Origin of the sequence: Desulfovibrio psychrotolerans (assembly GCF_013340305.1) — a bacterium.
Taxonomy (GTDB): Bacteria; Desulfobacterota; Desulfovibrionia; order Desulfovibrionales; family Desulfovibrionaceae; genus Halodesulfovibrio; species Halodesulfovibrio psychrotolerans.
This window is the reverse complement of record NZ_BLVP01000010.1, coordinates 119,817-141,403: the sequence shown is the minus strand read 5'-3', so window position 1 is coordinate 141,403 and position 21,587 is coordinate 119,817. Positions and strand designations below refer to the sequence as shown.

Here is a 21,587-nt window from a genome sequence, read left to right as displayed (position 1 = left end):
CGTGGAGGGGTTCCCGAGTGGCCAAAGGGAACAGACTGTAAATCTGTCGTCGTATGACTTCGGAGGTTCAAATCCTCCCCCCTCCACCACGACGAAAAGCGCTGACAGGCTGTAGGAGACATGCGTCGGAGAACTACGGCATACTATGCGGGAATAGCTCAATGGCTAGAGCATCAGCCTTCCAAGCTGAGGGTTGCGAGTTCGAGTCTCGTTTCCCGCTCCATTTCCGCCTGAGTTCTCCCTACAGTTGAGTATATTGGCCCACATAGCTCAGTCGGCAGAGCGCGTCCTTGGTAAGGACGAGGTCAGCAGTTCAATCCTGCTTGTGGGCTCCATTTCTTTTCGGTGTAACATCGAGAACAACATTGCCAGGGAGAATTACTCATGGGTAAGGAAAAATTTACTCGTAACAAGCCGCATGTTAACATCGGCACCATCGGCCACATTGACCACGGTAAGACCACCCTCACCGCAGCAATCACCAAGGTTGCAGCCCTGATGGGCGGCGGCAAGGCCATCGCATTCGACGAAATCGACAAGGCCCCCGAAGAAAAGGAACGTGGCATCACCATCGCCACCGCCCACGTCGAATACGAATCCCCCAAGCGCCACTATGCGCACGTTGACTGCCCCGGCCACGCCGACTACATCAAGAACATGATCACCGGCGCAGCCCAGATGGACGGCGGTATCATCGTTGTGGCAGCCACCGACGGCCCCATGCCCCAGACCCGTGAGCACATCCTGCTCGCCCGTCAGGTTGGCGTGCCGTCCCTCGTCGTGTTCATGAACAAGTGCGACATGGTGGACGACGAAGAACTGCTGGAACTGGTTGAACTGGAAGTTCGCGAACTTCTTTCTTCCTACGACTTCCCCGGCGACGACATCCCGGTTATCCGCGGTTCCGCTCTGAAGGCTCTGGAAGCCGACAGCGCCGACGATCCGGCCACCAACTGCATCAAGGAACTTCTGGACGCCTGCGACTCTTTCATTCCTGAGCCCCAGCGCGAAATCGACAAGCCCTTCCTGCTGCCCATCGAAGACGTGTTCTCCATCTCCGGCCGTGGTACCGTTGTTACCGGTCGTATTGAGCGCGGCGTGATCAAGGTCGGCGAAGAAGTGGAAATCGTGGGCATCCGCCCCAACCAGAAGACCACCTGCACCGGCGTTGAAATGTTCCGCAAGCTGCTTGACGAAGGTCAGGCCGGCGACAACGTGGGTCTGCTCATCCGCGGCATCAAGCGCGATGAAGTGGAACGCGGACAGGTTCTCTGCAAGCCCGGTTCCATCAAGCCCCACACCAAGTTCAAGGCAGAAGTGTACGTGCTCTCCAAGGACGAAGGCGGCCGCCACACTCCCTTCTTCACCGGCTACCGTCCCCAGTTCTACTTCCGTACCACCGACATCACCGGCGTTATCGCCCTGGATGAAGGCGTGGAAATGGTTATGCCCGGCGACAACGCAGTCTTCAACGTGGAACTCATTAACCCCATCGCCATGGAAAAGGGCCTGCGCTTCGCTATCCGCGAAGGTGGCCGTACCGTTGGCGCAGGTGTTGTTTCTGAGATCGTGGAGTAAGTCATGCGCGTAAACATTCAGCTCGCCTGCACCGAGTGCAAGCGGCGCAACTACGCGACCGACAAGAATAAGAAGAACACTACCGGTCGCATGGAGCTTAAGAAGTATTGTCCCTGGGACAAGAAACACACGCTCCATCGCGAAACCAAATAGGTAGTTTTCCATAGTGCAGGGGTGTAGCTCCAACGGCTAGAGCGCCGGTCTCCAAAACCGGATGTTGCGGGTTCGAATCCCTCCACCCCTGCCATTTTTTCTTCTTACCCCCTTTTCGGTGAGGCGACCATGGCGAATAAGCACTCAAAGAAAGCTGATAAGGCCAACGACTCCCAGGTGGGTGTTGAAAGCAAGATTACACAGCTCAAAGAGTTCTTCGAAGAGTCCCAGGTTGAAATCAAGAAGGTCGTATGGCCTTCCCGGAAGGAAACTGTGACCACAGGCGTAGCAGTGCTGGTGCTTGTGGTTGTCATGTCTATTTTTCTGGGTGTGATAGACCTTGGCCTCACGAAACTCGTTGAATACATCCTTTCCTAACATTGGACTTACCCATGACCGAGGAAATGACCCCCGCTCCTAAGGCTCGTTGGTTCATAATCCACACCTATTCCGGTTTTGAACAGCGTGTGGAGCAGACCATCAACCAGATGATCCGCACCAACGAAGCTCAGGGCCAGATAGAAGAAGTCGTTGTACCGACTGAAAAGGTTGTGGAGCTTGTAAAGGGCGAAAAAAGAACGTCTACCCGCAAGTTCTACCCCGGGTACGTCATGGTCAAAATGGTCATGACCGATTTTTCATGGCATCTGGTCTCCAATATCCAGCGGGTAACCGGCTTTGTGGGCGGCAAGAACCGTCCCACCCCCATGCGGGATTCCGAAGCCGTGCGCATCCTCGCCATGATGGAGTCCAGACAGGAACAGCCCAGGCCGAAGTTCAACTTCGAGCGTGGGGATGAGGTCCGGGTCATTGACGGTCCCTTCGGCGGCTTCAACGGCCTTGTTGAGGACGTCAATTTTGACAAGGGCAAACTTCGCGTTTCCGTGTCCATTTTCGGCAGGCAAACACCTGTCGAACTCGATTTTGTTCAGGTGGACAAGGGATAGCGTACATCGTGCATTTTCGCTGCCAAACAGCGACTGCCATAGAGGTATAGTGGAATGGCTAAGAAAGAAGTAGCAAAAATCAAGCTTCAGATTCCTGCTGGTGCGGCTAACCCCTCCCCGCCCATCGGCCCTGCGCTGGGTCAGCACGGTCTGAACATCATGGAATTCTGCAAGGCATACAACGCCAAAACGATGGACCAGAAGGGACTTATCATCCCCGTGGTCATCACCGTATACGCAGACCGTACCTTCACCTTCATCACCAAGACTCCTCCCGCGTCTGTTCTTATTCTGCGCGAGGTCGGCGTGAAGAGTGGTTCCGGCGAACCCAACCGTAAAAAGGTGGGCTCCCTGACCATGCAGCAGGTGGAAGAGATTGCAAAGCTGAAGATGCCCGACCTGAACGCCGCGAGCCTTGAGTCTGCCAAAAAGACCATCATGGGCACCGCGCGCAGCATGGGCGTTGACATCAAGTAGTTTCTGGAAATCAGTCGGACTGCCGTTCGCTGGCCATAGCTCTTCACGGGGCAGGCGCAGCAGTGTTCGCATAGCATTGAACGGCAGGAGATTCTCACAGAACAAGACAAAGGAAGGCAGACAATGCCCAAGCATGGGAAGAAATATCGCAAGGCCGTAGAGGGCGCTTCGCTCCTCGACCGCCTGCCCGTTGAAGAGGCTGTGGCTAAGTCCGTAGCTTCGGCGTTCGCCAAATTCGACGAGACTGTGGACGTTGCGCTGAATCTGGGTGTAGACCCCAAGTATTCCGACCAGATGGTGCGCGGTGCCTGTGCCCTGCCCCACGGCCTCGGCAAGACCGTGCGTGTTGCCGTGTTCTGCAAGGGCGAAAAGCAGGCAGAAGCCACCGCAGCCGGTGCCGACGTAGTGGGCGCTGAAGACTTGGTCGAAAAGATCAAGGGCGGCTGGCTGGACTTCGACAGCGCCATCGCCACCCCCGACTGCATGGCCCTTGTGGGTCAGGTCGGTCGTGTGCTCGGCCCCCGCGGCCTTATGCCCAACGCCAAGACCGGCACCGTCACGTTCGACGTTTCCGGCGCGGTCAAGGAAGTAAAGGCTGGTCGTGTGGAATTCAAGGTCGATAAGGCCGGTGTTCTGCATGCCCCCATCGGCAAGGTTTCCTTCGGTCCCGAGAAGCTTCTCGGCAACCTGAAGACCCTGCTCGAAACCGTCAACCGCCTCAAGCCTTCGTCCGCCAAGGGATCTTACATGCGCGCCATGTCCGTTTCCAGCACCATGGGCCCCGGCTACAAGGTTGACACCACTCTGATTAAGAAATTCCTCGAAGGCTAGCCGCAAGGCACTTCGAATGACTTTCGGCTTGGGGGGCTTTTGCCTCCCAAGTCTTTTGGCAAGAGGACTGGAATCTAAGTCGCAGACAGCAGGCATCCGCAAGGAGCAAGCCCTGCCGAGACGATTGGCTTAGCTTCCACTTGGCACCCCTTAGTCCAAGGAGACTACCGTGAACAGGTCTGATAAAGCCGCGATCATTGAGCGTTTGAAGTCTCATGCTGAAAACGCGAGCATTGCGGTTGTGACCGACTTCAAGGGCATGCCGGTGGAAAAGATGACCGAGCTTCGGTGCGCGCTTCGCGATATCGGTGGTGAATACCACGTCGTGAAGAACACCCTTGCAGGCATCGCGTTCACTGGCAGCCAGCATGAAGTTCTTTCTTCCAAGTTGAAGGAGAACTGCGCTGTCGCCCTTGGGTTCGAAGACCCCGTTGCAGTGGCTAAGGCGCTTGTTGAATTTACCAAGAAGAGCAAAACCTTCTCCATCCGCTTCGCATCCCTTGAGGGCTCGTTCCTCAGCGACGCGCAGGTGGGTGATCTGGCAAAGCTCCCCGGCAAGCAGGAACTGCTCGCCAGGGCTCTTGGCACAATGAACGCCGTTCCCACCAACTTCGTTGGCCTTTTCGCCAACATCCTGCGTACCTTCCTGTATGCCTTGAACGCCATCAAGGAACAGAAGGAAGCAGCGTAACCCGCACAAAAACAAGCCAAATCATTGTAAGGAGATTACCATGTCCGTTACCAAAGAACAGGTTGTTGAGTTCATTTCCAATATGACCGTGCTGCAGCTCTCCGAATTCATCAAGGAACTCGAAGAGAAGTTCGGCGTTTCCGCTGCCGCTCCCGTTGCTGCCATGGTTGCAGGCCCCGCTGCCGCAGCTCCTGCTGAAGAAGCTGAAGAAAAGACCGAGTTCGACGTTATCCTGAAGAGCGCCGGTGCCAACAAGATCGCTGTCATCAAGGTTGTGCGCGCTCTTACCGGCCTGGGCCTGAAGGAAGCCAAGGACAAGGTTGACGGCGCTCCTGCTTCCCTGAAGGAAGGCGTGTCCAAGGACGACGCAGAAGCTGCCAAGAAGCAGCTGGAAGAAGCTGGCGCAGAAGTCGAAATCAAGTAGTTTCGGCCTCGGGTTTACTGAATGCAAGCGCGGGCAGGCCATACCTGCCCGCGCTTCTTCGACTAAAAAAATCACGGCAGTTTCCAAAAAAACCACTTGCCAATTTACGTTAGTCAAACTACTCTGCAAATTTTGGTCGACCTCTCCGTATTCCTAACGTAAATCCATATCGGGCGATACGTTGCACACCCTTTTCGGACGCATAATACCCCGAATTTCCTGCAAAAACGCAGAGCGCATTCTGGCGGACGCGCTCTGTTTCTCGTTGCCGTTGCCCAGCAACAGCGGCATCCCTTCCCCGGCCGGCCCCGCAGCGCTTGTCATGCGCGCGTGTCGGCTGAGTTCCGCTTTTGTTCGTCCGTTCCCGAACACCGCCAGCAACGGTCTCGCAACTGCCGTCGCCTGTTGATGCGGCCCTGCCGTCCAACCGCATCAATGGCAAACCTTCTCCCCTGAGGTGAAAACATGGGCCAGCTCACAAAGAAATTTGGTACGATCGACGTAACCCTTCCTATTCCGCACCTGCTGAACCTGCAAGTGGACTCCTATAAGAAGTTCCTGCAGGAAGGCCGCACGGAAAAGCTTCCTGAAGAGGGTCTTGAGGGCGTATTCCGCTCCGTCTTTCCTATAGAAGACTTCAACCGCACCGCCAGCCTCGAGTATGTCAGCTACGAGGTGGGTGAACCCAAATACGACCAGGCCGAGTGCATTTCCAAGGGCCTCACCTACGAAGCCCCTATCCGCATAAAGGTGCGTCTCGTCGTGTACGATGTGGACGAAGAGACCCAGAACCGCACCATTCGTGACATCAAGGAACAGGATATCTATTTCGGCACCCTGCCCCTGATGACCGAAAAGGGCACCTTCATTATAAACGGCACCGAGCGCGTCATCGTCAACCAGTTGCAGCGCTCGCCCGGCATTATCTTTGAACACGACTCCGGCAAGACCCACTCCAGCCGCAAGGTGCTCTACAGTTGCCGCATCATTCCCATGCGCGGTTCGTGGCTCGATTTCGACTTCGACCACAAAGACATCCTCTACGTGCGCATTGACCGCCGCCGCAAGATGCCCGCCACCATCCTGTTCAAGGCCATGGGCATGAGCCGCAGCCAGATTCTGGACTACTTCTACAAGAAAGAATACTTCCAGCTCGACGGCGCAAAGCTCCTCTGGGAAGTGGACAAGGACATGTACCGCAAGGAACCCGCGTATGCGGATATCGGCGACGGTACCACCGTGTTCGCCAAGCAGGGCAAGCTCATCACCAAGCGTGCATGGCGCCAGATTGTGGACGCGGGCATTAAGACCATAGAAGTCGCCCCGGACACCATCATCGGCATGTATCTCGCCACGGATATCGTGGACGAGAAAACAGGCGAAGTTCTTGCGGAAGCTGCGGACGAAATCTTCCCGGAAACCGTGGAACGTCTGCGCGATGCAGGCGTCACCCGTCTGCCCATCCTGCATACCAAGGGTTCGGATGTCTCCTCCTCCATGCGTGACACGCTGGTGCAGGACAAGACCTCCGACATGGACAGCGCGCGCGTGGAAATCTACCGCCGCCTGCGCCCCAGCTCACCGCCCACTCCGGAGATTGCCTCCTCCTTCTTCGAGAACCTGTTCCGCAATGCGGACTACTACGATCTCTCCCCCGTGGGCCGCTACAAGCTGAACCAGCGCCTCGGCGTCAAGCAGGCTCTTGACCTGCGCACGCTGGCCGATGACGATATCCTCACGGCCATTTCCGTGCTCTGCAAGCTCAAAGACTCCCACGGCCCTGCGGACGACATTGACCATCTGGGCAACCGCCGCGTGCGCCCCGTGGGCGAGCTGGTGGAAAACCAGTACCGCATCGGCCTTGTGCGCATGGAGCGCGCCATCAAGGAGCGCATGAGCCTGCAGGAAGTGGCCACCCTCATGCCGCACGACCTCATCAACCCCAAGCCGGTCGCTGCGGTGCTCAAGGAATTCTTCGGCACTTCACAGCTCAGCCAGTTCATGGACCAGACCAACTCCCTGTCGGAAGTCACGCACAAACGCAGACTCTCCGCTCTAGGACCCGGCGGCCTTACCCGTGAACGCGCAGGCTTTGAAGTACGCGACGTGCACACCTCGCACTACGGACGCATCTGCCCCATCGAAACGCCTGAAGGTCCGAACATCGGCCTCATCGTTTCGCTCACCACCTATGCAAAGGTGAACGACTTCGGCTTCATCGAAACGCCTTACCGCGTGGTGCGCGAAGGCCGCGTCACCGATGAGGTGTACTACATGGACGCCTCCGGCGAACTGGATCAGGTGGTGGCGCAGGCCAACGCCGAACTGGACGCGGAAGGCCGCTTCGTCAACGAATTCGTCACCACCCGTGTGCATGGCGACGTGATTATGTCCCCGCGTGAAGAAGTAACGCTCATGGACATCTCGCCCAGCCAGATGGTGTCCATCTCCGCCGCGCTCATCCCTTTCCTTGAGCACGACGACGCAAACCGCGCGCTCATGGGTTCGAACATGCAGCGTCAGGCCGTTCCGCTGCTGCGCTGCAACAAGCCCATCGTGGGCACCGGCATGGAAGGCGACGTGGCACACGACTCCGGCGCATGCATCATTGCGGAAGGCGCAGGCATCATCCGCTACGTGGACGCAGACCGCATCATCGTGAGCTACGAAGAGGGCCTCTACCCGGCCACCGGCGGCGTGCGCAACTACGACCTGCTGAAGTATCACAAGTCCAACCAGAACTCCTGTTTCGGACAAAAGCCCACCTGCCAGCCCGGCCAGATCGTCAAAAAGGGAGACATCCTCGCAGACGGTCCCGGCATAGATGAGGGCGAACTGGCACTGGGCAAGAACCTTGTGGTGGCCTTCATGCCGTGGTGCGGTTACAACTTCGAAGACTCCATCCTCATCTCCGAGCGCATGGTCAAGGAAGATGTCTTCACCTCCGTGCATATCGAAGAATTCGAAGTGGTCGCGCGCGACACCAAGCTCGGCCCTGAAGAAATAACCCGCGACATCCCCAACGTCAGCGAAGAGATGCTGCGCAACCTCGATGCCAGCGGCATCATCCGCATCGGCGCGAATGTGAAGCCGGACGACATCCTTGTTGGCAAAATCACCCCCAAGGGCGAAACCCAGCTCACCCCGGAAGAAAAGCTTTTGCGCGCCATCTTCGGCGACAAGGCCCGCGACGTAAAGAACACCTCCCTCAAGGTGCCCCCGGGCATTGAGGGTACCGTCATTGACGTGAAGGTGTTCAACCGCCGCTCCGGCGAAAAGGATGAGCGCACGCATAATATAGAAGATTACGAAGTCGCCCGTCTGGACCGCAAGGAACAGGACCACGTAGACGCCCTCACCGCCACCACCATGGATAAAATCGTGGCACTGGTGACCGGCAAGCAGCTTGCCACAAACATCGCCGGCAAAAAGAAGGGCGAAGTACTGGCAGAAGCAGGGCACGTTCCTTCGGAAGATGTGCTCCGTCAGGTGCCCGTGAAGAAGCTTGCAGGCCTCTTCAAGGACAAGGAAATCAACGAGCAGCTTGATGCACTCATAGAAGCGTACGATGCCCAGATATCCTTCATCAAAGGCATTTACGACAACAAGCGTGAAAAGGTGACAGAAGGCGACGACCTGCCCCCCGGCGTTATCAAGATGGCCAAGTGCTACATCGCCGTGAAGCGTAAGCTCAGCGTGGGTGACAAAATGGCCGGACGCCACGGGAACAAGGGTGTCGTATCCCAGATCCTTCCCATGGAAGACATGCCCTTCTTTGCCGACGGTTCCGCCGTGGACATCGTTCTTAACCCGCTGGGCGTTCCCTCGCGTATGAACATCGGGCAGATCATGGAAACCCACCTCGGCTGGGGCGCGCTCAAGCTCGGCCAGCAGCTTGCAGAACTGGTTGCCTCCGGCGAACCGCTCAAGCAGGTTCGCCAGCAGGTCAAGGATGTGTTCAAGTCCAAGACCATCGATGCCATGGTAGACTCCATGGATGACGAAGAATTCGCCAAGTCCGTGCGCAAGCTGGAAAGCGGCATCGTAACCAAAACCCCGGTCTTCGACGGTGCTTCCGAAGAACAGATCTGGAGCTGGCTCGACCGCGCAGGCCTTGCAGATGACGGCAAAACCGTACTCTACGACGGCCGCACCGGCGATGCCTTCCACAACCGCGTAACCACGGGCGTGATGTACATTCTCAAGCTGCACCACTTGGTAGATGAGAAGATCCACGCACGTTCCACCGGCCCCTACTCGCTGGTTACCCAGCAGCCGCTGGGCGGCAAGGCCCAGTTCGGCGGCCAGCGACTGGGCGAAATGGAAGTGTGGGCACTGGAAGCGCACGGCGCTGCCTACATGCTGCAAGAGTTCCTCACCGTCAAATCCGACGACGTGACGGGCCGCGTGAAGATGTACGAAAAGATCGTGAAGGGAGACAACTTCCTGGAAGCAGGTCTGCCCGAATCCTTCAACGTGCTCGTCAAGGAACTCATGTCCCTCGGACTGGATGTGACCCTGCATCAGGAAGAAGGGAAAAAGCGTTCCAAGCGCACTGGCTTCATTACCGAGTAACCTTACGGGCCCGCGGCGGCACCCAACAGCTGCGGGCCCGGTTCAGAAATACTGATACAGGTTCCCGAAACCCGCATACAAACCATTTTGGGTGGGGTATCAACCATGACGTTAGACGATCTTTTCACCAATCGGGGCATCGGCGCCCAGACCACCAACATCCGCAATCTTAAGGCCATCCAAATTTCCGTCGCCTCGCCGGAAAGCATCCGAGAATGGTCCTACGGTGAGGTCAAAAAGCCGGAAACCATCAACTACCGTACCTTCAAGCCGGAACGCGACGGCCTTTTCTGCGCCAAAATATTCGGCCCCGTTAAGGACTACGAATGCAACTGCGGCAAGTACAAGCGCATGAAGCACCGCGGCATCGTCTGCGAAAAGTGCGGCGTTGAAGTCATTGCCTCCAAGGTGCGCCGCGAACGCATGGGCCACATAGAGCTTGCCGCCCCTGTCGCGCATATATGGTTCCTCAAGACCCTGCCCTCCAAAATCGGCACCCTGCTCGACATGACCATGGCCGATCTGGAAAAGGTGCTCTATTTCGACTCCTACATCGTGCTGGATGCAGGCCAGACCTCGCTCTCCAAGATGCAGGTCATCTCCGAAGACCAGTACTTCCAGGTGCTGGATCACTACGGAGAAGACGCCATCACCGTGGGCATGGGCGCAGAAGCCGTGCGCTCCCTGCTGGAAGAGCTGGATATGGAAGCCCTGCGCGCCACCCTGCGCGAGGAATCCCTTGCCACCCGCTCCCAGACCAAGAAGAAAAAAATAACCAAGCGCCTCAAGATTGTTGAAGCGTTCATAGAGTCCAACAACAAGCCCGAATGGATGATCATGGAAGTGGTTCCGGTCATCCCGCCGGAACTGCGCCCCCTCGTTCCTCTGGACGGCGGCCGTTTCGCCACTTCGGACCTGAACGACCTGTACCGCCGCGTCATCAACCGCAACAACCGCCTCAAGCGACTGATGGAACTGGGCGCGCCCGACATCATCATCCGCAACGAAAAGCGTATGCTGCAGGAAGCCGTGGACGCCCTCTTCGACAACGGACGCCGTGGCCGCGCCATTACCGGCACCAACGGACGCCCGCTCAAGTCCCTGTCCGACATGATCAAGGGCAAGCAGGGCCGGTTCCGCCAGAACCTGCTCGGCAAGCGCGTGGACTACTCCGGCCGTTCCGTTATCGTTGTGGGCCCCAACCTCAAGCTGCACCAGTGCGGCCTGCCCAAAAAGATGGCGCTGGAACTGTTCAAGCCCTTCATCTACTCCAAGCTGGAAGAAAGGGAGCTTGCCTCCACCATCAAGAGCGCCAAAAAGATGGTGGAACGCGAAGAACTGGTGGTGTGGGACATCCTTGAAGAGGTGGTGCGCGAATACCCCATCCTGCTGAACCGCGCCCCCACGCTGCACCGTCTGGGCATTCAGGCCTTTGAGCCCATCCTCGTGGAAGGCAAGGCCATCCGCCTGCACCCGCTGGTGTGCTCCGCCTACAACGCCGACTTCGACGGCGACCAGATGGCAGTGCACGTGCCCCTTTCCGTGGAAGCGCAGATAGAAGCCCGCGTGCTCATGATGTCCACAAACAACATCCTGTCGCCCGCCAACGGCTCGCCCGTCATCGTTCCCTCGCAGGACATCGTTCTCGGTCTGTACTACATGACCGTGGACCGTTCCTTCGAAAAGGGCGAAGGCATGAAATTCTGCGACCCGTGGGAAGTGGTCACCGCGTATGACCACGGTCAGGTCTCCCTGCATGCCCGCGTCAAGGTGCGCATGCCCGATGGCCGCTTTGTGGAAACCACCCCTGGCCGCGTGCTCGTTTCCGAAATCCTGCCGGAAGGCATGAGCTTCGACATGGTCAACTGCGTCATGACCAAGAAGAACATCGCCCGTCTGGTCAGCTCCGCCTACCGTGAGGCAGGCAGCAAGGCCACGGTTCTGCTCTGCGACAACCTGAAGAATCTGGGCTACGAGTTCGGCACCCGCGCCGGTGTAACCATCGCGGTGAAGGACCTGACCATCCCCCATCGCAAGAAGGGCATCATCGAAACCTCGCAGGCAGAAGTGGACGACATCGAGCGCCAGTACCGCGAAGGTATCATCACCCGTACGGAAAAATACAACAAGATCGTGGACGTATGGACAAAGACCACACAGGACGTGTCCAACGAAATGATCAAGGAAATTTCCACGGAAACGCTTACCTGTCCCAAGACCGGCAAGCAGGAGGTGAACCAGACCTTCAACTCCATCTTCATGATGTCCAACTCCGGTGCCCGAGGCAACCAGGACCAGATGCGCCAGCTTGCGGGCATGCGAGGCCTTATGGCCAAGCCCTCCGGCGAAATCATTGAAACCCCCATCACCTCCAGCTTCCGCGAGGGGCTGTCGGTGCTGCAATACTTCACCTCCACCCACGGCGCACGTAAGGGTCTTGCGGACACCGCGCTCAAAACCGCGAACTCCGGTTACCTTACCCGTCGTCTCGTAGACGTGGTGCAGGACGTGATCATCGGCGAACATGACTGCGGCACGGTAGACGGTCTGGAACTCGGCCACCTCATCAAGGGTGGCGAAGTGAAAATGCGCCTCACGGAACGTGCGCTGGGCCGAGTGCTGCTCTACCCCGTGTTCGACCCGGAAACCAAGAACGTGCTGGTTCCCGCCAACACGCTCATTGACGAAAACGTGACCGCAACGCTGGATGCAGCAGGCATAAACACCATCACCATCCGCTCCGCGCTCACCTGCGGCAGCGAGCATGGCGTGTGCGCCCTGTGCTATGGCCGCGACCTTGCCCGCGGGCAGCTGGTGAACACCGGCGAAACCGTAGGCATCATCGCCGCGCAGTCCATCGGCGAGCCCGGCACGCAGCTCACCATGCGTACCTTCCACATAGGCGGTACGGCATCGCGTGAAATCGAGCGTTCCAACATAGAGGCCCAGCACTCCGGACGTGTGGTCATGTCACGCGTCAAGGCCGTAACCAACCGCGACGGCTACATGCTGGTGCTCGGCAAGTCCGGTCAGGTCAGCATCGTGGACGAACAGGGCCGCGAGCGCGAAAAGTACACCCTGCCCAACGGCTCGCGCCTGAACGTCAAGGACGGTCAGGAAGTGAAAAAGGGTACCATCATCGCGGAATGGGACCCCTTCAACGAACCCTTTGTTTCGGAAGTGGAAGGCGTTGTCCGCTTCAACGACCTTATAGACGGCAAGACCTTCCAGGAAAAGATAGACGAAGCCACCCACATGGCCTCGCGCACCATCATCGAATACCGCACCACCAACCTGCGTCCCTCCGTCGCCCTGTGCGATGCGGACGGCAGCGTCAAAATGCGCGGCGATTCCAGCATCCCGGCGGTCTACCAGCTGCCCGTGGGCGCCATTCTGATGATCCGCGACGGGCAGGAACTGGCGGCGGGCGATATCTTTGCCCGTAAGCCGCGCGAAACCTCCAAGACCAAAGACATCGTGGGCGGTCTTCCCCGCGTGGCCGAGCTCTTTGAAGTGCGCAAGCCCAAGGACCTTGCTGTGGTTACGGAAATCGACGGCGTGGTGTCCTTCGAGGGCGAAACCAAGGGCAAGCGCAAGCTCAAGGTCACGCCGGAAATCGGCGAAGCCAAGGAATACCTGGTACCCAAGGGCAAGCACATCACCGTGTCCGACGGCGACTTTGTGGAAGCCGGCGAACAGCTCACCGAAGGCCAGCCGGAACTGCACGACATTCTCCGCATCAAGGGCGAGAAGTTCCTTGCCAACTACCTGTGCGAAGAAGTGCAGGACGTGTACCGCTTCCAGGGCGTGGGCATAGATGACAAGCACATCGAAATCATCGTGCGCCAGATGCTCAAGAAGGTCACCGTCATCGATACAGGCGAATCCAGCTTCCTCGTAGGCGAGCAGGTGGACAAGCAGGAATTCCGTCAGGAAAACCTGCGCCTGCTGGCAGAAGGCCGTCAGGCCGCCAAGGCCGAACCGCTGGTGCTGGGCATAACGCAGGCGTCGCTTACCACGTCTTCGTTCATCTCCGCAGCCTCCTTCCAGGAAACCACCAAGGTCCTCACCGAGGCCGCCCTGCGCGGCAAGATGGACCCCCTGCGCGGCCTGAAGGAAAACGTCATCGTCGGCCGCCTCATCCCCGCGGGTACAGGCTACCGCGAATACGTGAACTCGGAAATCGAAGTGCCCAATCAGGAAGAACTGCCTGACAAGTTCCTCGAAGAACTGGACGACACCCGTCACATGATGGATACCCCGGACTTCTACGCGTAGCCGCATTCGGCAGCCCGCGTTACAGAAGCATCACAGCCCCCGCGCAAGCGGGGGCTTTTTGCGTTCGGGCGTCTGCTGTCACACCCATTCCGACGTCACAAAGCCCGCGACACGCAATTGACACACTGTTGCCGTCATGTAGTGTGTAACGTGATGCATATCTCTCTGGGCGCACGGCTTTCGCCGCTGCGCACCGCTACGCCACAAAAAGGGGTGGAACATCATGAGCAGCAAAATCGACTTTCACTGCACACGGGAGGAACTGCCCGGCCTGTTCCGCGCTCTGGCAGACGCGCTGGAAGCACGCACCGCACCGCCCCCTGCCTCCAAACCCTCCGAACTGTCCGAACAATCTGAAAAGGCTGAACAGGCCGGAAACTCCGGCACGTCTTCCCCCCCTGTACCCGCAGGGAATGCCGCTGCCGCTGCATATGCCGATGCACATTCCGCCACGCATACCGAGCCGATGCCTCCGCAGTCCGATCCTGTCCCCCTGCAGGCAATGCCGGTTCACTGCGACTGCCCGGCAGGAACGGTGCAGCAGCAAGCCAACGGATTCTCGCCCGATGCCCTCACGCTCCTGTCCGGCTTCCGTAAAATGAAGCTCTCGGTCAAGGACGAGTTCGGGCAGGTGAGCGTCAAGATCAAGTTCCGCTCCGACCTCGGCGATCTGGAAGCACCGGACTGCGCCTGCGGCGGCACCCTTCCCGGCGGCATGCCTTCGTACAAATCTCTGAAAAAGCGCATGCGTTCCAGCTTCAAGTCCGTCTATCAGGCCGTGCATGCAGGGCGTTTGCCCTCCGGTGACGCCGTGGCGGCTTTTGTGGCGGAATCTCGTCTCATGGTGCAATATCCCGGTTATGGTGATCCGTACTACGCGGCCTATGATACGGCGGTAAACGCCTTTGAAGCTGCGTGGCAGACACAGGACATCCCCGCCCTGCACGCTGCCGTGGACGCCCTCAACCACCTGAAGACCGACTGCCACCAGCGGTATAAGTAAGGAACGGGAGCAACATGAAACTTATCAAGACAAGCGCACGCCAGTGCGAAGATCTGGACGCCCGCCTCGCCGCCCTGCCGGACGAGATAACGGAGGAAGAACGCGACCTCTTCTTCCGCGTGGTCTCCACAGAGCTTGAAGACTGGCAGATTCGGCAGATTCTGGAACCTTCCGCCATCTACCGCAGGCAGGAAAGCGTACTCGCCTGCCACTGGCACCCGGAGTTCGTCTCCATGGACATGTGCCGCAGCCGCATAGAGACCATGTTCCCCAATGCGCAGGACCATCTGATCATTCCCACGCAGCACAACGAACTCATGAGCTACGGTCCCTATTCGGGCGTAGAGGTGGACTGCTACTCCAGCGGCTTCAACCAGAAGGTACAGCTGCTGCTCCACTTCACCAACGAACGGGTGGCAGAAGCCCACGTGCTCAAATCCATTCTCACGCACACCTTCAAATACCGCTCCAGCCAGCTTTTCGAATTCATGCACTGCTTCACCCGCCCCCATCAGGACAGGCTGGACAGGGCAGCCCGCAACACCGGAGCAGACGAGCAGCTTGTGGGCTTTCTGTGCGCCATGGTGGGCAAGATACAGACCCTTCTGGACGATAACTGGTCTTCCGTACCGCCCATGTCGGTCAAAAACAAACTTCTGCGCAACTTTTTCGATGGTCTGCGCCCACGCTACGGCGACCTGTTCATAGACCGCGCACAAGCCTTCCTCAAGGCTGTCAAGGAACTGGTCAAGCAGGAATTCTCGCTGGACTACTTCTACCGCGCCTCCGAGGTCATAGAAGAAACCCGCTCGCTGGGCGGCTGCGTGGTCATTCCCCACCCGGAAGAATTCTGGCCCATCCTGCTGCGCGGGTACGATGTGGACGGCTACGAAGTGTGGAACCCGCAATCCCGCCGCTATACGGAATTTCTCATAGAGGTGGTCAACCGCCACAACCGCACACGCGCCGCCTCGCAGCGCGAACTGCTCATCTTCATGGGTGATGACTGCCATCTGGGCGAAAAAGCGCGCCCGCTGGAACAGCAGGACCCGGAAAAATCCATTCGCGAGGTGGGCCTGCAACCCGCGTGGGATGACCTGAACATCCGCAAGAAACTGATCATAGGCGAAGTGAGCCGCAACACCGTTATCCGCCGCTACAGGGAACGGCTGGCGGGATAAACCCAACCGGAGAAAGCAATGGCTGAAGAAAAATTCGTGTTCGAATCCATGCAGGACGCTCAGTCCATCAAGGTGTTTCTGGAATCCCTCATGCAGGGTTTCGAGAACGAGAAGGTGGTTCTCGCCTCAAACGGCGACCGCATCGAGCTTACCCCTTCGGGCCTTCTGGATTTTTCGGTCAAGGCGCGCCGGAAAGGCGACAGCAGCAAGCTGAGCATAAAGATTGAATGGAAGGACAACCGCAAACAGCTTACCGTCACAGACGCAAACCTCTCCGTGAGCACGGAATAGCCATGATCACCTTCGAAGGTCTGAGCGAGAACTTCAAATTCATCATTCTGGAAGTGGAAGGACAGATAAACAGCACCCTGTCCTTCCTCCGGTCCCCTTCGCGGGCGTTGTTCGAGAAGATAGAATCGCGCGACGACTACATCGACAACCTGAAAACCATCATAGAAAACAAGTGTTACTCCCGCCTGCATGCAGACAGACAACTGGACAAGCAGGAAATAAACCGCATCCGGGCCATAAACACCATATCGGTGAATCTGGAACGCATTGCGGACCACTGTGTGAACATCATCCGCCAGATGGGCTACCTCACGGACAAGAGTTTCCTGCGCGAATCAGACTATCTGCCCATCTTTGAACAGATACAGGACGCCATAAAGCGTATCCTTCCCGCCTTCGAGCGGGACGACCTGTCGTGGGCACTGGCCATATGCCGCTCGGAGTTTGAACTGGACCGCATGTACAAGGATGTGTTTGAGCGCGTCCTCACGGAACTGGGCACCGGGCGAGACGTGCAGAGCCACATCACGGTCATCTTCATCTTCCGGTATCTGGAGCGCATAGGCGACTCGCTGCTGAACATAGGCGAGGCCCTCATCTTCAGCACGCTGGGAGAGAAGATCAAAATCACCCAGTTCGACGCCCTCCAGCGCACGCTGAAAAACTCCGGCTTTCAGGGCTCATTGCAGGACATTGACTTTCAGGCCATATGGGGCACCCGCTCGGGCTGCCGCATCGGCAAGGTGGACGCCGTCCCGGACAAGGAAGGGCAGACCCGACGTGGCGTAGATACGCAGGGCTCCATCTACAAGGAAGGCACCGTCGCCAAAATCAAGCAGGAACGCGCCAACATAGATCGCTGGAGCGCAGTGTTCCCCAATCTTGTGCCGCAGGTTTACGGCTACCATGAAGAGGGCGGCAATGCCTCCCTGCTGGTGGAATTCCTGCGCGGCTGCACGCTGGACGAAGTGCTCATCACCGGCAGCGACGAACTGGCACAGAACGCCCTGTTCATCCTGCTGCAAACCCTGCGCGAGGTGTGGGATAAAACCCGCCTTGATACCCCCGTGCCCACGGACTACATCGCCCAGCTCAAATCGCGCCTGCCTTCCGTGCAGCAGGTGCACCCCGAACTGTTCCGCAAGGCACTGGATGTGGGAAGTGCCTGCGTCCTGTCCACAGACGCGCTGGTAAACGCCTGTTACGCGCTGGAACAGGAGCTGGAAGCCCCCTTCACCGTGCTCATCCACGGCGACTTCAACCTGAACAACATTGTCTACGACCATGTGCAGCAGGCAGTGCGGTACATAGACCTGCACCGCTCCCGCGATTACGACTACGTTCAGGACGCCTCCGTGTTCATGGTTTCCAACTTCCGTATGCCCATCTTCGAACCCAGCCTGCGCCACAGGCTGAACTGGGCCATACAGGAATTCTTCACCTTTGCTGCAAGCTACGCCCATCACAGCGGCGATGCCACCTTTGAGGCGCGGCTTGGGTTTGCACTGGCGCGGTCGTTCTACTCTTCCACGCGATACGAACTGAATTTCTCCTTTGCCAGAGAAATGTACCTGCGGGCGCATTTCCTCATGGAAAAACTGCTGGCGCACAGAGACGCCCCGTGGCAGCACTTCCGGCTGCCGCGCGATGTCCTCTTCTATTGATCCAATCCCGCGAGGTACAAGAAGTGAAAATAGGCGTTGTCGGCACCAAAGGCGGGTGGTCTTCGGAACTGCTCGCAGACACGGTGGAAAAGAGCACCGGCTACCGGCTGCTCATAGAAATGGACAAGGTGCGGCTGGACCTGCCCTCCGGCAGGTGCTGGTACGAAGATACAGACATCTCCACCCTTGACGCGCTCATCGTCAAGAAAATCGGCTCATGGTATTCCCCGGACCTGCTGGACAGGCTGGAAATCCTGCGCCTGCTCCGCGAACGCGGCCTGCCCGTGTTTTCAGACCCTTACAAAATCATGCGTGTGCTGGACCGCCTGTCCTGCACCGTGACTCTGCAAAGCGGCAACATTCCCATGCCGCCCACCACCATAACGGAAGACGTGGACCACGCCCTTGCCGCTGTCCGCGACTACGGGCGCGCGGTGTTCAAGCCGTTGTTCACATCCAAGGCGCGCGGCATGTTCATGCTGGAAGACGGTCCCGACGCCCGCGATACCATCGCCGCCTACGCCCGCGACTACCGCATTCTGTACATCCAGAAGGCCATCAATCTGGAAGGCGGCAAGGACCTTGGCATCGTGTTTCTGGGCGGCCAATACCTCACCACCTACGCCCGCTGCAAAACCAACGATTCATGGAACACCACCACGGTAAACGGCGGCAAATACGCCCTGTACCAGCCCTCTGCCGATGTCATTGCCGTTGCCCACAAGGCGCAGCAGCTCTTCGGGCTGGATTTCACCTGCGTGGATGTGGCCCTTACCGATGACGGCCCCTACGTGTTCGAAGTCTCGGCCTTTGGTGGTTTTCGCGGCATTCTGGACACCAGCGGTCTGGATGCCGCCCAACTTTATCTGGATTACGTGATGAAGGAGACCGCGCGATGACAGCCGCCACCCCCAACGCCGCCCCCACGGCCCACGCCTCACTCACGGACCACATGCTGGCCATCCGCCACACCCTGCCCGTGCACTGCGGCCTGCTCCTGCGCGTGGGCGACCTCACCATCAGCGTGCGCACAAACAATGATGCCCTTGCCACAGCCCTGCGCCGCTACTTCAGCGAATTTCTGGAACCGGAGACAGAGAGCGGTGCCCCGCAGACGCCCCCGGACATACTCATCACCGCGCACGAAACCGATGACCGCGAGCTTCCCTTCCCCCTGCCCGGTCCCTTTCTGGTCAAAACCCCGGACCCCGGAAAGGCCAAGATAAAGGAAGAATGGCTCGACCTGCCGGACGGACGCATAGTCCGCAAGCGCATCACGGGCATGCATTTCCTGTTCGGCGATGCAGGCAACGTGGCAGTAGGCGCATGCCTTGCCAACGATAATCAGGTCATCAACTTCATAAACAACCGCTATCTGGAACACATGCTGGACAGGGGCTGCCTGCTGGGCCATGCCGCAGGCGTCATGCACCATGGCCGGGGTATCTCGCTGGCGGGCTTTTCGGGCATGGGCAAATCCACACTGGCTCTGCACCTCATGAGCAAGGGCACCACCTTTGTCAGCAACGACAGGGTTCTTCTGCGCGTCAATGCCGAAGAGCCGGAAGGCCTGCCCACCATGCTCGGCATCCCCAAACAGCCGCGCATCAATCCCGGTACGGCGCTGCACAACCCGGACCTGCGCGACATCATCGCCCCGCAGGACCGCGAACGCTTCCTCGCCCTGTCCACCACCGACCTGTGGCATCTGGAACACAAATACGATGCCATCATAGAAGAATGTTACGGCAAAGGCCGCTTTGCCCTGCAAGCCCCCATGAATGCGCTGGTCATACTAAACTGGAGCCGCACCGGGCAGCCCGTGGCCGTAAACGTGGTAGATCCCCTCACGCGGCGCGATCTGCTCCCGGCTTTCATGAAGTCCACAGGCCTGTTCTACCGCCCGTGCTCACCGGACTATACGGAACCTTCGGAATCCGCCTACGCGCAAGTTCTTGCGCGCACTACCGTGCTGGAGGTTACGGGCGGCGTGGACTTTGATGCGGCGGCAGATATCTGCCTCTCCTTCATGCGCACGGGTTCCCTGTAATATTACGGCACACTGCCAGCTCCCTGTCAGCACCCTGTCGGCACCCAGTCCGACACTGAATACACAAAGGCACACCGCATATGGACCGCCCGACACGCCTTACGGTCACCCGCGAGACCACCCTGCCGGACCCGCTCAAGCTGGAACGCTTCCGCCATGCTCCGCAACTTGGCCCCCGCATCCTCTTCTTCAGCGGTGGCACGGCACTGCGGAGTGTTGCGCGCCATCTCACCGGCTACACCCACAACTCCATCCACCTGATCACCCCCTTCGATTCCGGCGGCAGCTCCGCCGTGCTGCGCAACGCCTTCCACATGCCGGCCGTGGGCGACGTGCGCAACCGCCTTATGGCACTGGCGGATCAGACCATTCAGGGCAACCCGGAGATATTCGACCTCTTCGCCCACCGGCTGGACCCCCTTGCGCCGCCGGAGGCCCTGCAGGCAGAACTTGCTTCCCTGGCAACAGGCAGGCACAGGCTCATCCGGTGCATCACAGACCCCATGCGCAAGATCATCCGCAATCACTTCCACATCTTCACCGACCACATGCCCCCCGGCTTCGACCTGCGCGGGGCCAGCCTCGGCAATCTTGTGCTCACGGCAGGCTTCCTGAGCAACCGGCGGCATCTGGACCCGGTGATCTACCTGTTCTCCAAACTGGTGGAGGTGCGCGGCACCGTGCGGCCCGTCACCGGCAAATACGGCCATCTGGCGGTACGCCTCGCGGACGGCACGGTTATAACCGGGCAGCACAACTTCACCGGCAAGGCCACCGCCCCTGTCAGCAGCCCCATAGAGGACATCTGGATTACGGAAGCCCTGCCCGATCGTCAGGAAACCGAAGCCTCGCCAAATCAGGGCGCGCCCGACATTCCCGCCCCTATCCGGCCCGCCACCCGATCTGTCATCCGGCCCGCCATCCGGTCAAAAACCCGCCAGCTCATTGGTTCCGCAGACCTCATCTGCTATCCCATGGGCAGCTTCTATTCCAGCCTCATCGCCACCCTGCTGCCCGCAGGCGTGGGACAGGCCGTGGCGCAGAGCGGGAAACCCAAAATTTTCATCCCCAACACAGGCACCGACCCGGAACTTCTGGGCCACGACCTCGGCATGCAGGTGGAAAGGCTCCTCCACCATCTGCATGCAAGCTGCGCCGCCCCCTGCAAAGCAACGTCTCCCACGGGCGAAATGGACGAAATGGGTGAAAAGGGCGATACGGGCACTCAGGCCCCGCCCGCAACGGCAGATGCCGACCTGCTCTCCTTCGTGCTCGTGGATTCCAAAAACGGCGTCTATCCGGGCACCGCTGCCTCGCTGGACAGGCAGGCACTGGCTGCCCGCGGCATTACCGTGCTGGACCGGCAGCTCGTAAGCAAAGTGAGCGCGCCATACATAGACGAAACCCTGCTCAATCCCGTGCTGCTCTCGCTGTGCTAGCACGG

General features: G+C 58.7%; 17 protein-coding genes and 4 tRNA genes. All 21 read left to right on the top strand.

Translation table 11 applies throughout. The features are described from left to right. Positions 1-3: 3 nt before the first annotated feature. The 21 genes from HUV26_RS12550 to HUV26_RS12450 all read left to right on the top strand — a co-directional run bounded on the left by HUV26_RS12550 (position 4) and on the right by HUV26_RS12450 (position 21,582). Positions 4-89: transfer RNA gene (locus HUV26_RS12550), tRNA-Tyr, on the top strand. A 58-nt stretch (positions 90-147) separates the two neighbouring features. Next, positions 148-223, top strand: a tRNA-Gly gene (locus HUV26_RS12545). A gap of 36 nt (positions 224-259) precedes the next feature. Beyond that, a tRNA-Thr gene (locus HUV26_RS12540) sits at positions 260-335 on the top strand. Between the two features lie 49 nt (positions 336-384). Further along, positions 385-1,578, top strand: coding sequence for an elongation factor Tu (gene tuf, locus HUV26_RS12535; RefSeq protein WP_174410481.1), 1,194 nt, complete (start codon positions 385-387; stop codon positions 1,576-1,578). A gap of 3 nt (positions 1,579-1,581) precedes the next feature. Next, positions 1,582-1,731, top strand: coding sequence for a 50S ribosomal protein L33 (rpmG, locus tag HUV26_RS12530; RefSeq protein WP_174410480.1), 150 nt, complete (start codon positions 1,582-1,584; stop codon positions 1,729-1,731). Between the two features lie 17 nt (positions 1,732-1,748). Next, positions 1,749-1,825 (top strand) — tRNA-Trp (locus tag HUV26_RS12525). Between the two features lie 35 nt (positions 1,826-1,860). Continuing rightward, positions 1,861-2,109 carry a preprotein translocase subunit SecE gene (gene secE / locus HUV26_RS12520; RefSeq protein ID WP_174410479.1) on the top strand — a complete coding sequence of 83 codons (249 nt, stop codon included), beginning with the start codon at positions 1,861-1,863 and terminating at the stop codon, positions 2,107-2,109. 14 nt (positions 2,110-2,123) lie between these two features. Further along, positions 2,124-2,678: a transcription termination/antitermination protein NusG gene (gene nusG / locus HUV26_RS12515; RefSeq protein WP_174410478.1), complete on the top strand. Its 555-nt coding sequence runs from the start codon at positions 2,124-2,126 to the stop codon at positions 2,676-2,678. A 54-nt stretch (positions 2,679-2,732) separates the two neighbouring features. Beyond that, on the top strand, positions 2,733-3,155 hold the full coding sequence (gene rplK / locus HUV26_RS12510) for a 50S ribosomal protein L11 (RefSeq protein WP_174410477.1): 423 nt from the start codon (positions 2,733-2,735) through the stop codon (positions 3,153-3,155). 123 nt (positions 3,156-3,278) lie between these two features. Then, positions 3,279-3,986, top strand: a complete 708-nt coding sequence (gene rplA / locus HUV26_RS12505) for a 50S ribosomal protein L1 (protein WP_174410476.1) — start codon at positions 3,279-3,281, stop codon at positions 3,984-3,986. Between the two features lie 169 nt (positions 3,987-4,155). Further along, the gene (gene rplJ / locus HUV26_RS12500; protein WP_174410475.1) at positions 4,156-4,677 is read left to right on the top strand and encodes a 50S ribosomal protein L10; all 522 of its coding nucleotides are present in this window, start codon (positions 4,156-4,158) and stop codon (positions 4,675-4,677) included. A gap of 40 nt (positions 4,678-4,717) precedes the next feature. After that, entirely contained in the window at positions 4,718-5,101 is a 384-nt protein-coding gene (gene rplL / locus HUV26_RS12495; protein WP_174410474.1) for a 50S ribosomal protein L7/L12, read from the top strand. Positions 5,102-5,566: 465 nt separating this feature from the next. Continuing rightward, on the top strand, positions 5,567-9,676 hold the full coding sequence (gene rpoB, locus HUV26_RS12490) for a DNA-directed RNA polymerase subunit beta (RefSeq protein WP_174410473.1): 4,110 nt from the start codon (positions 5,567-5,569) through the stop codon (positions 9,674-9,676). A gap of 105 nt (positions 9,677-9,781) precedes the next feature. Beyond that, on the top strand, positions 9,782-13,954 hold the full coding sequence (gene rpoC / locus HUV26_RS12485; RefSeq protein ID WP_174410472.1) for a DNA-directed RNA polymerase subunit beta': 4,173 nt from the start codon (positions 9,782-9,784) through the stop codon (positions 13,952-13,954). A 223-nt stretch (positions 13,955-14,177) separates the two neighbouring features. After that, the gene (locus tag HUV26_RS12480; protein WP_174410471.1) at positions 14,178-14,957 is read left to right on the top strand and encodes a GAK system XXXCH domain-containing protein; all 780 of its coding nucleotides are present in this window, start codon (positions 14,178-14,180) and stop codon (positions 14,955-14,957) included. Between the two features lie 14 nt (positions 14,958-14,971). After that, positions 14,972-16,138 carry a PHP domain-containing protein gene (locus HUV26_RS12475; RefSeq protein ID WP_174410470.1) on the top strand — a complete coding sequence of 389 codons (1,167 nt, stop codon included), beginning with the start codon at positions 14,972-14,974 and terminating at the stop codon, positions 16,136-16,138. A gap of 18 nt (positions 16,139-16,156) precedes the next feature. Then, entirely contained in the window at positions 16,157-16,429 is a 273-nt protein-coding gene (locus tag HUV26_RS12470; RefSeq protein ID WP_174410469.1) for an amphi-Trp domain-containing protein, read from the top strand. A 2-nt stretch (positions 16,430-16,431) separates the two neighbouring features. Continuing rightward, positions 16,432-18,093 carry a PhoU domain-containing protein gene (locus tag HUV26_RS12465; protein WP_174410468.1) on the top strand — a complete coding sequence of 554 codons (1,662 nt, stop codon included), beginning with the start codon at positions 16,432-16,434 and terminating at the stop codon, positions 18,091-18,093. Positions 18,094-18,116: 23 nt separating this feature from the next. Continuing rightward, positions 18,117-18,992 (top strand): GAK system ATP-grasp enzyme, encoded by an 876-nt coding sequence (locus tag HUV26_RS12460; RefSeq protein WP_174410467.1) that lies wholly within the window; start codon positions 18,117-18,119, stop codon positions 18,990-18,992. Next, positions 18,989-20,143 carry an HprK-related kinase B gene (locus HUV26_RS12455; protein WP_243451381.1) on the top strand — a complete coding sequence of 385 codons (1,155 nt, stop codon included), beginning with the start codon at positions 18,989-18,991 and terminating at the stop codon, positions 20,141-20,143. Before HUV26_RS12460 ends, HUV26_RS12455 begins: the two co-directional genes overlap by 4 nt. Before the next feature lie 80 nt (positions 20,144-20,223). Continuing rightward, on the top strand, positions 20,224-21,582 hold the full coding sequence (locus HUV26_RS12450; protein ID WP_174410466.1) for a GAK system CofD-like protein: 1,359 nt from the start codon (positions 20,224-20,226) through the stop codon (positions 21,580-21,582). Positions 21,583-21,587: the final 5 nt, after the last annotated feature.

What these genes read in the sequence shown, in the direction of transcription:
- tuf (WP_174410481.1), top strand. Translation starts at nt 385, where the DNA reads ATGGGTAAGGAAAAATTTACTCGTAACAAGCCGCATGTTAACATCGGC.
- rpmG (WP_174410480.1), top strand. Translation starts at nt 1,582, where the DNA reads ATGCGCGTAAACATTCAGCTCGCCTGCACCGAGTGCAAGCGGCGCAAC.
- secE (WP_174410479.1), top strand. Translation starts at nt 1,861, where the DNA reads ATGGCGAATAAGCACTCAAAGAAAGCTGATAAGGCCAACGACTCCCAG.
- nusG (WP_174410478.1), top strand. Translation starts at nt 2,124, where the DNA reads ATGACCGAGGAAATGACCCCCGCTCCTAAGGCTCGTTGGTTCATAATC.
- rplK (WP_174410477.1), top strand. Translation starts at nt 2,733, where the DNA reads ATGGCTAAGAAAGAAGTAGCAAAAATCAAGCTTCAGATTCCTGCTGGT.
- rplA (WP_174410476.1), top strand. Translation starts at nt 3,279, where the DNA reads ATGCCCAAGCATGGGAAGAAATATCGCAAGGCCGTAGAGGGCGCTTCG.
- rplL (WP_174410474.1), top strand. Translation starts at nt 4,718, where the DNA reads ATGTCCGTTACCAAAGAACAGGTTGTTGAGTTCATTTCCAATATGACC.
- rpoB (WP_174410473.1), top strand. Translation starts at nt 5,567, where the DNA reads ATGGGCCAGCTCACAAAGAAATTTGGTACGATCGACGTAACCCTTCCT.
- rpoC (WP_174410472.1), top strand. Translation starts at nt 9,782, where the DNA reads ATGACGTTAGACGATCTTTTCACCAATCGGGGCATCGGCGCCCAGACC.
- HUV26_RS12480 (WP_174410471.1), top strand. Translation starts at nt 14,178, where the DNA reads ATGAGCAGCAAAATCGACTTTCACTGCACACGGGAGGAACTGCCCGGC.
- HUV26_RS12475 (WP_174410470.1), top strand. Translation starts at nt 14,972, where the DNA reads ATGAAACTTATCAAGACAAGCGCACGCCAGTGCGAAGATCTGGACGCC.
- HUV26_RS12470 (WP_174410469.1), top strand. Translation starts at nt 16,157, where the DNA reads ATGGCTGAAGAAAAATTCGTGTTCGAATCCATGCAGGACGCTCAGTCC.
- HUV26_RS12465 (WP_174410468.1), top strand. Translation starts at nt 16,432, where the DNA reads ATGATCACCTTCGAAGGTCTGAGCGAGAACTTCAAATTCATCATTCTG.
- HUV26_RS12455 (WP_243451381.1), top strand. Translation starts at nt 18,989, where the DNA reads ATGACAGCCGCCACCCCCAACGCCGCCCCCACGGCCCACGCCTCACTC.
- HUV26_RS12450 (WP_174410466.1), top strand. Translation starts at nt 20,224, where the DNA reads ATGGACCGCCCGACACGCCTTACGGTCACCCGCGAGACCACCCTGCCG.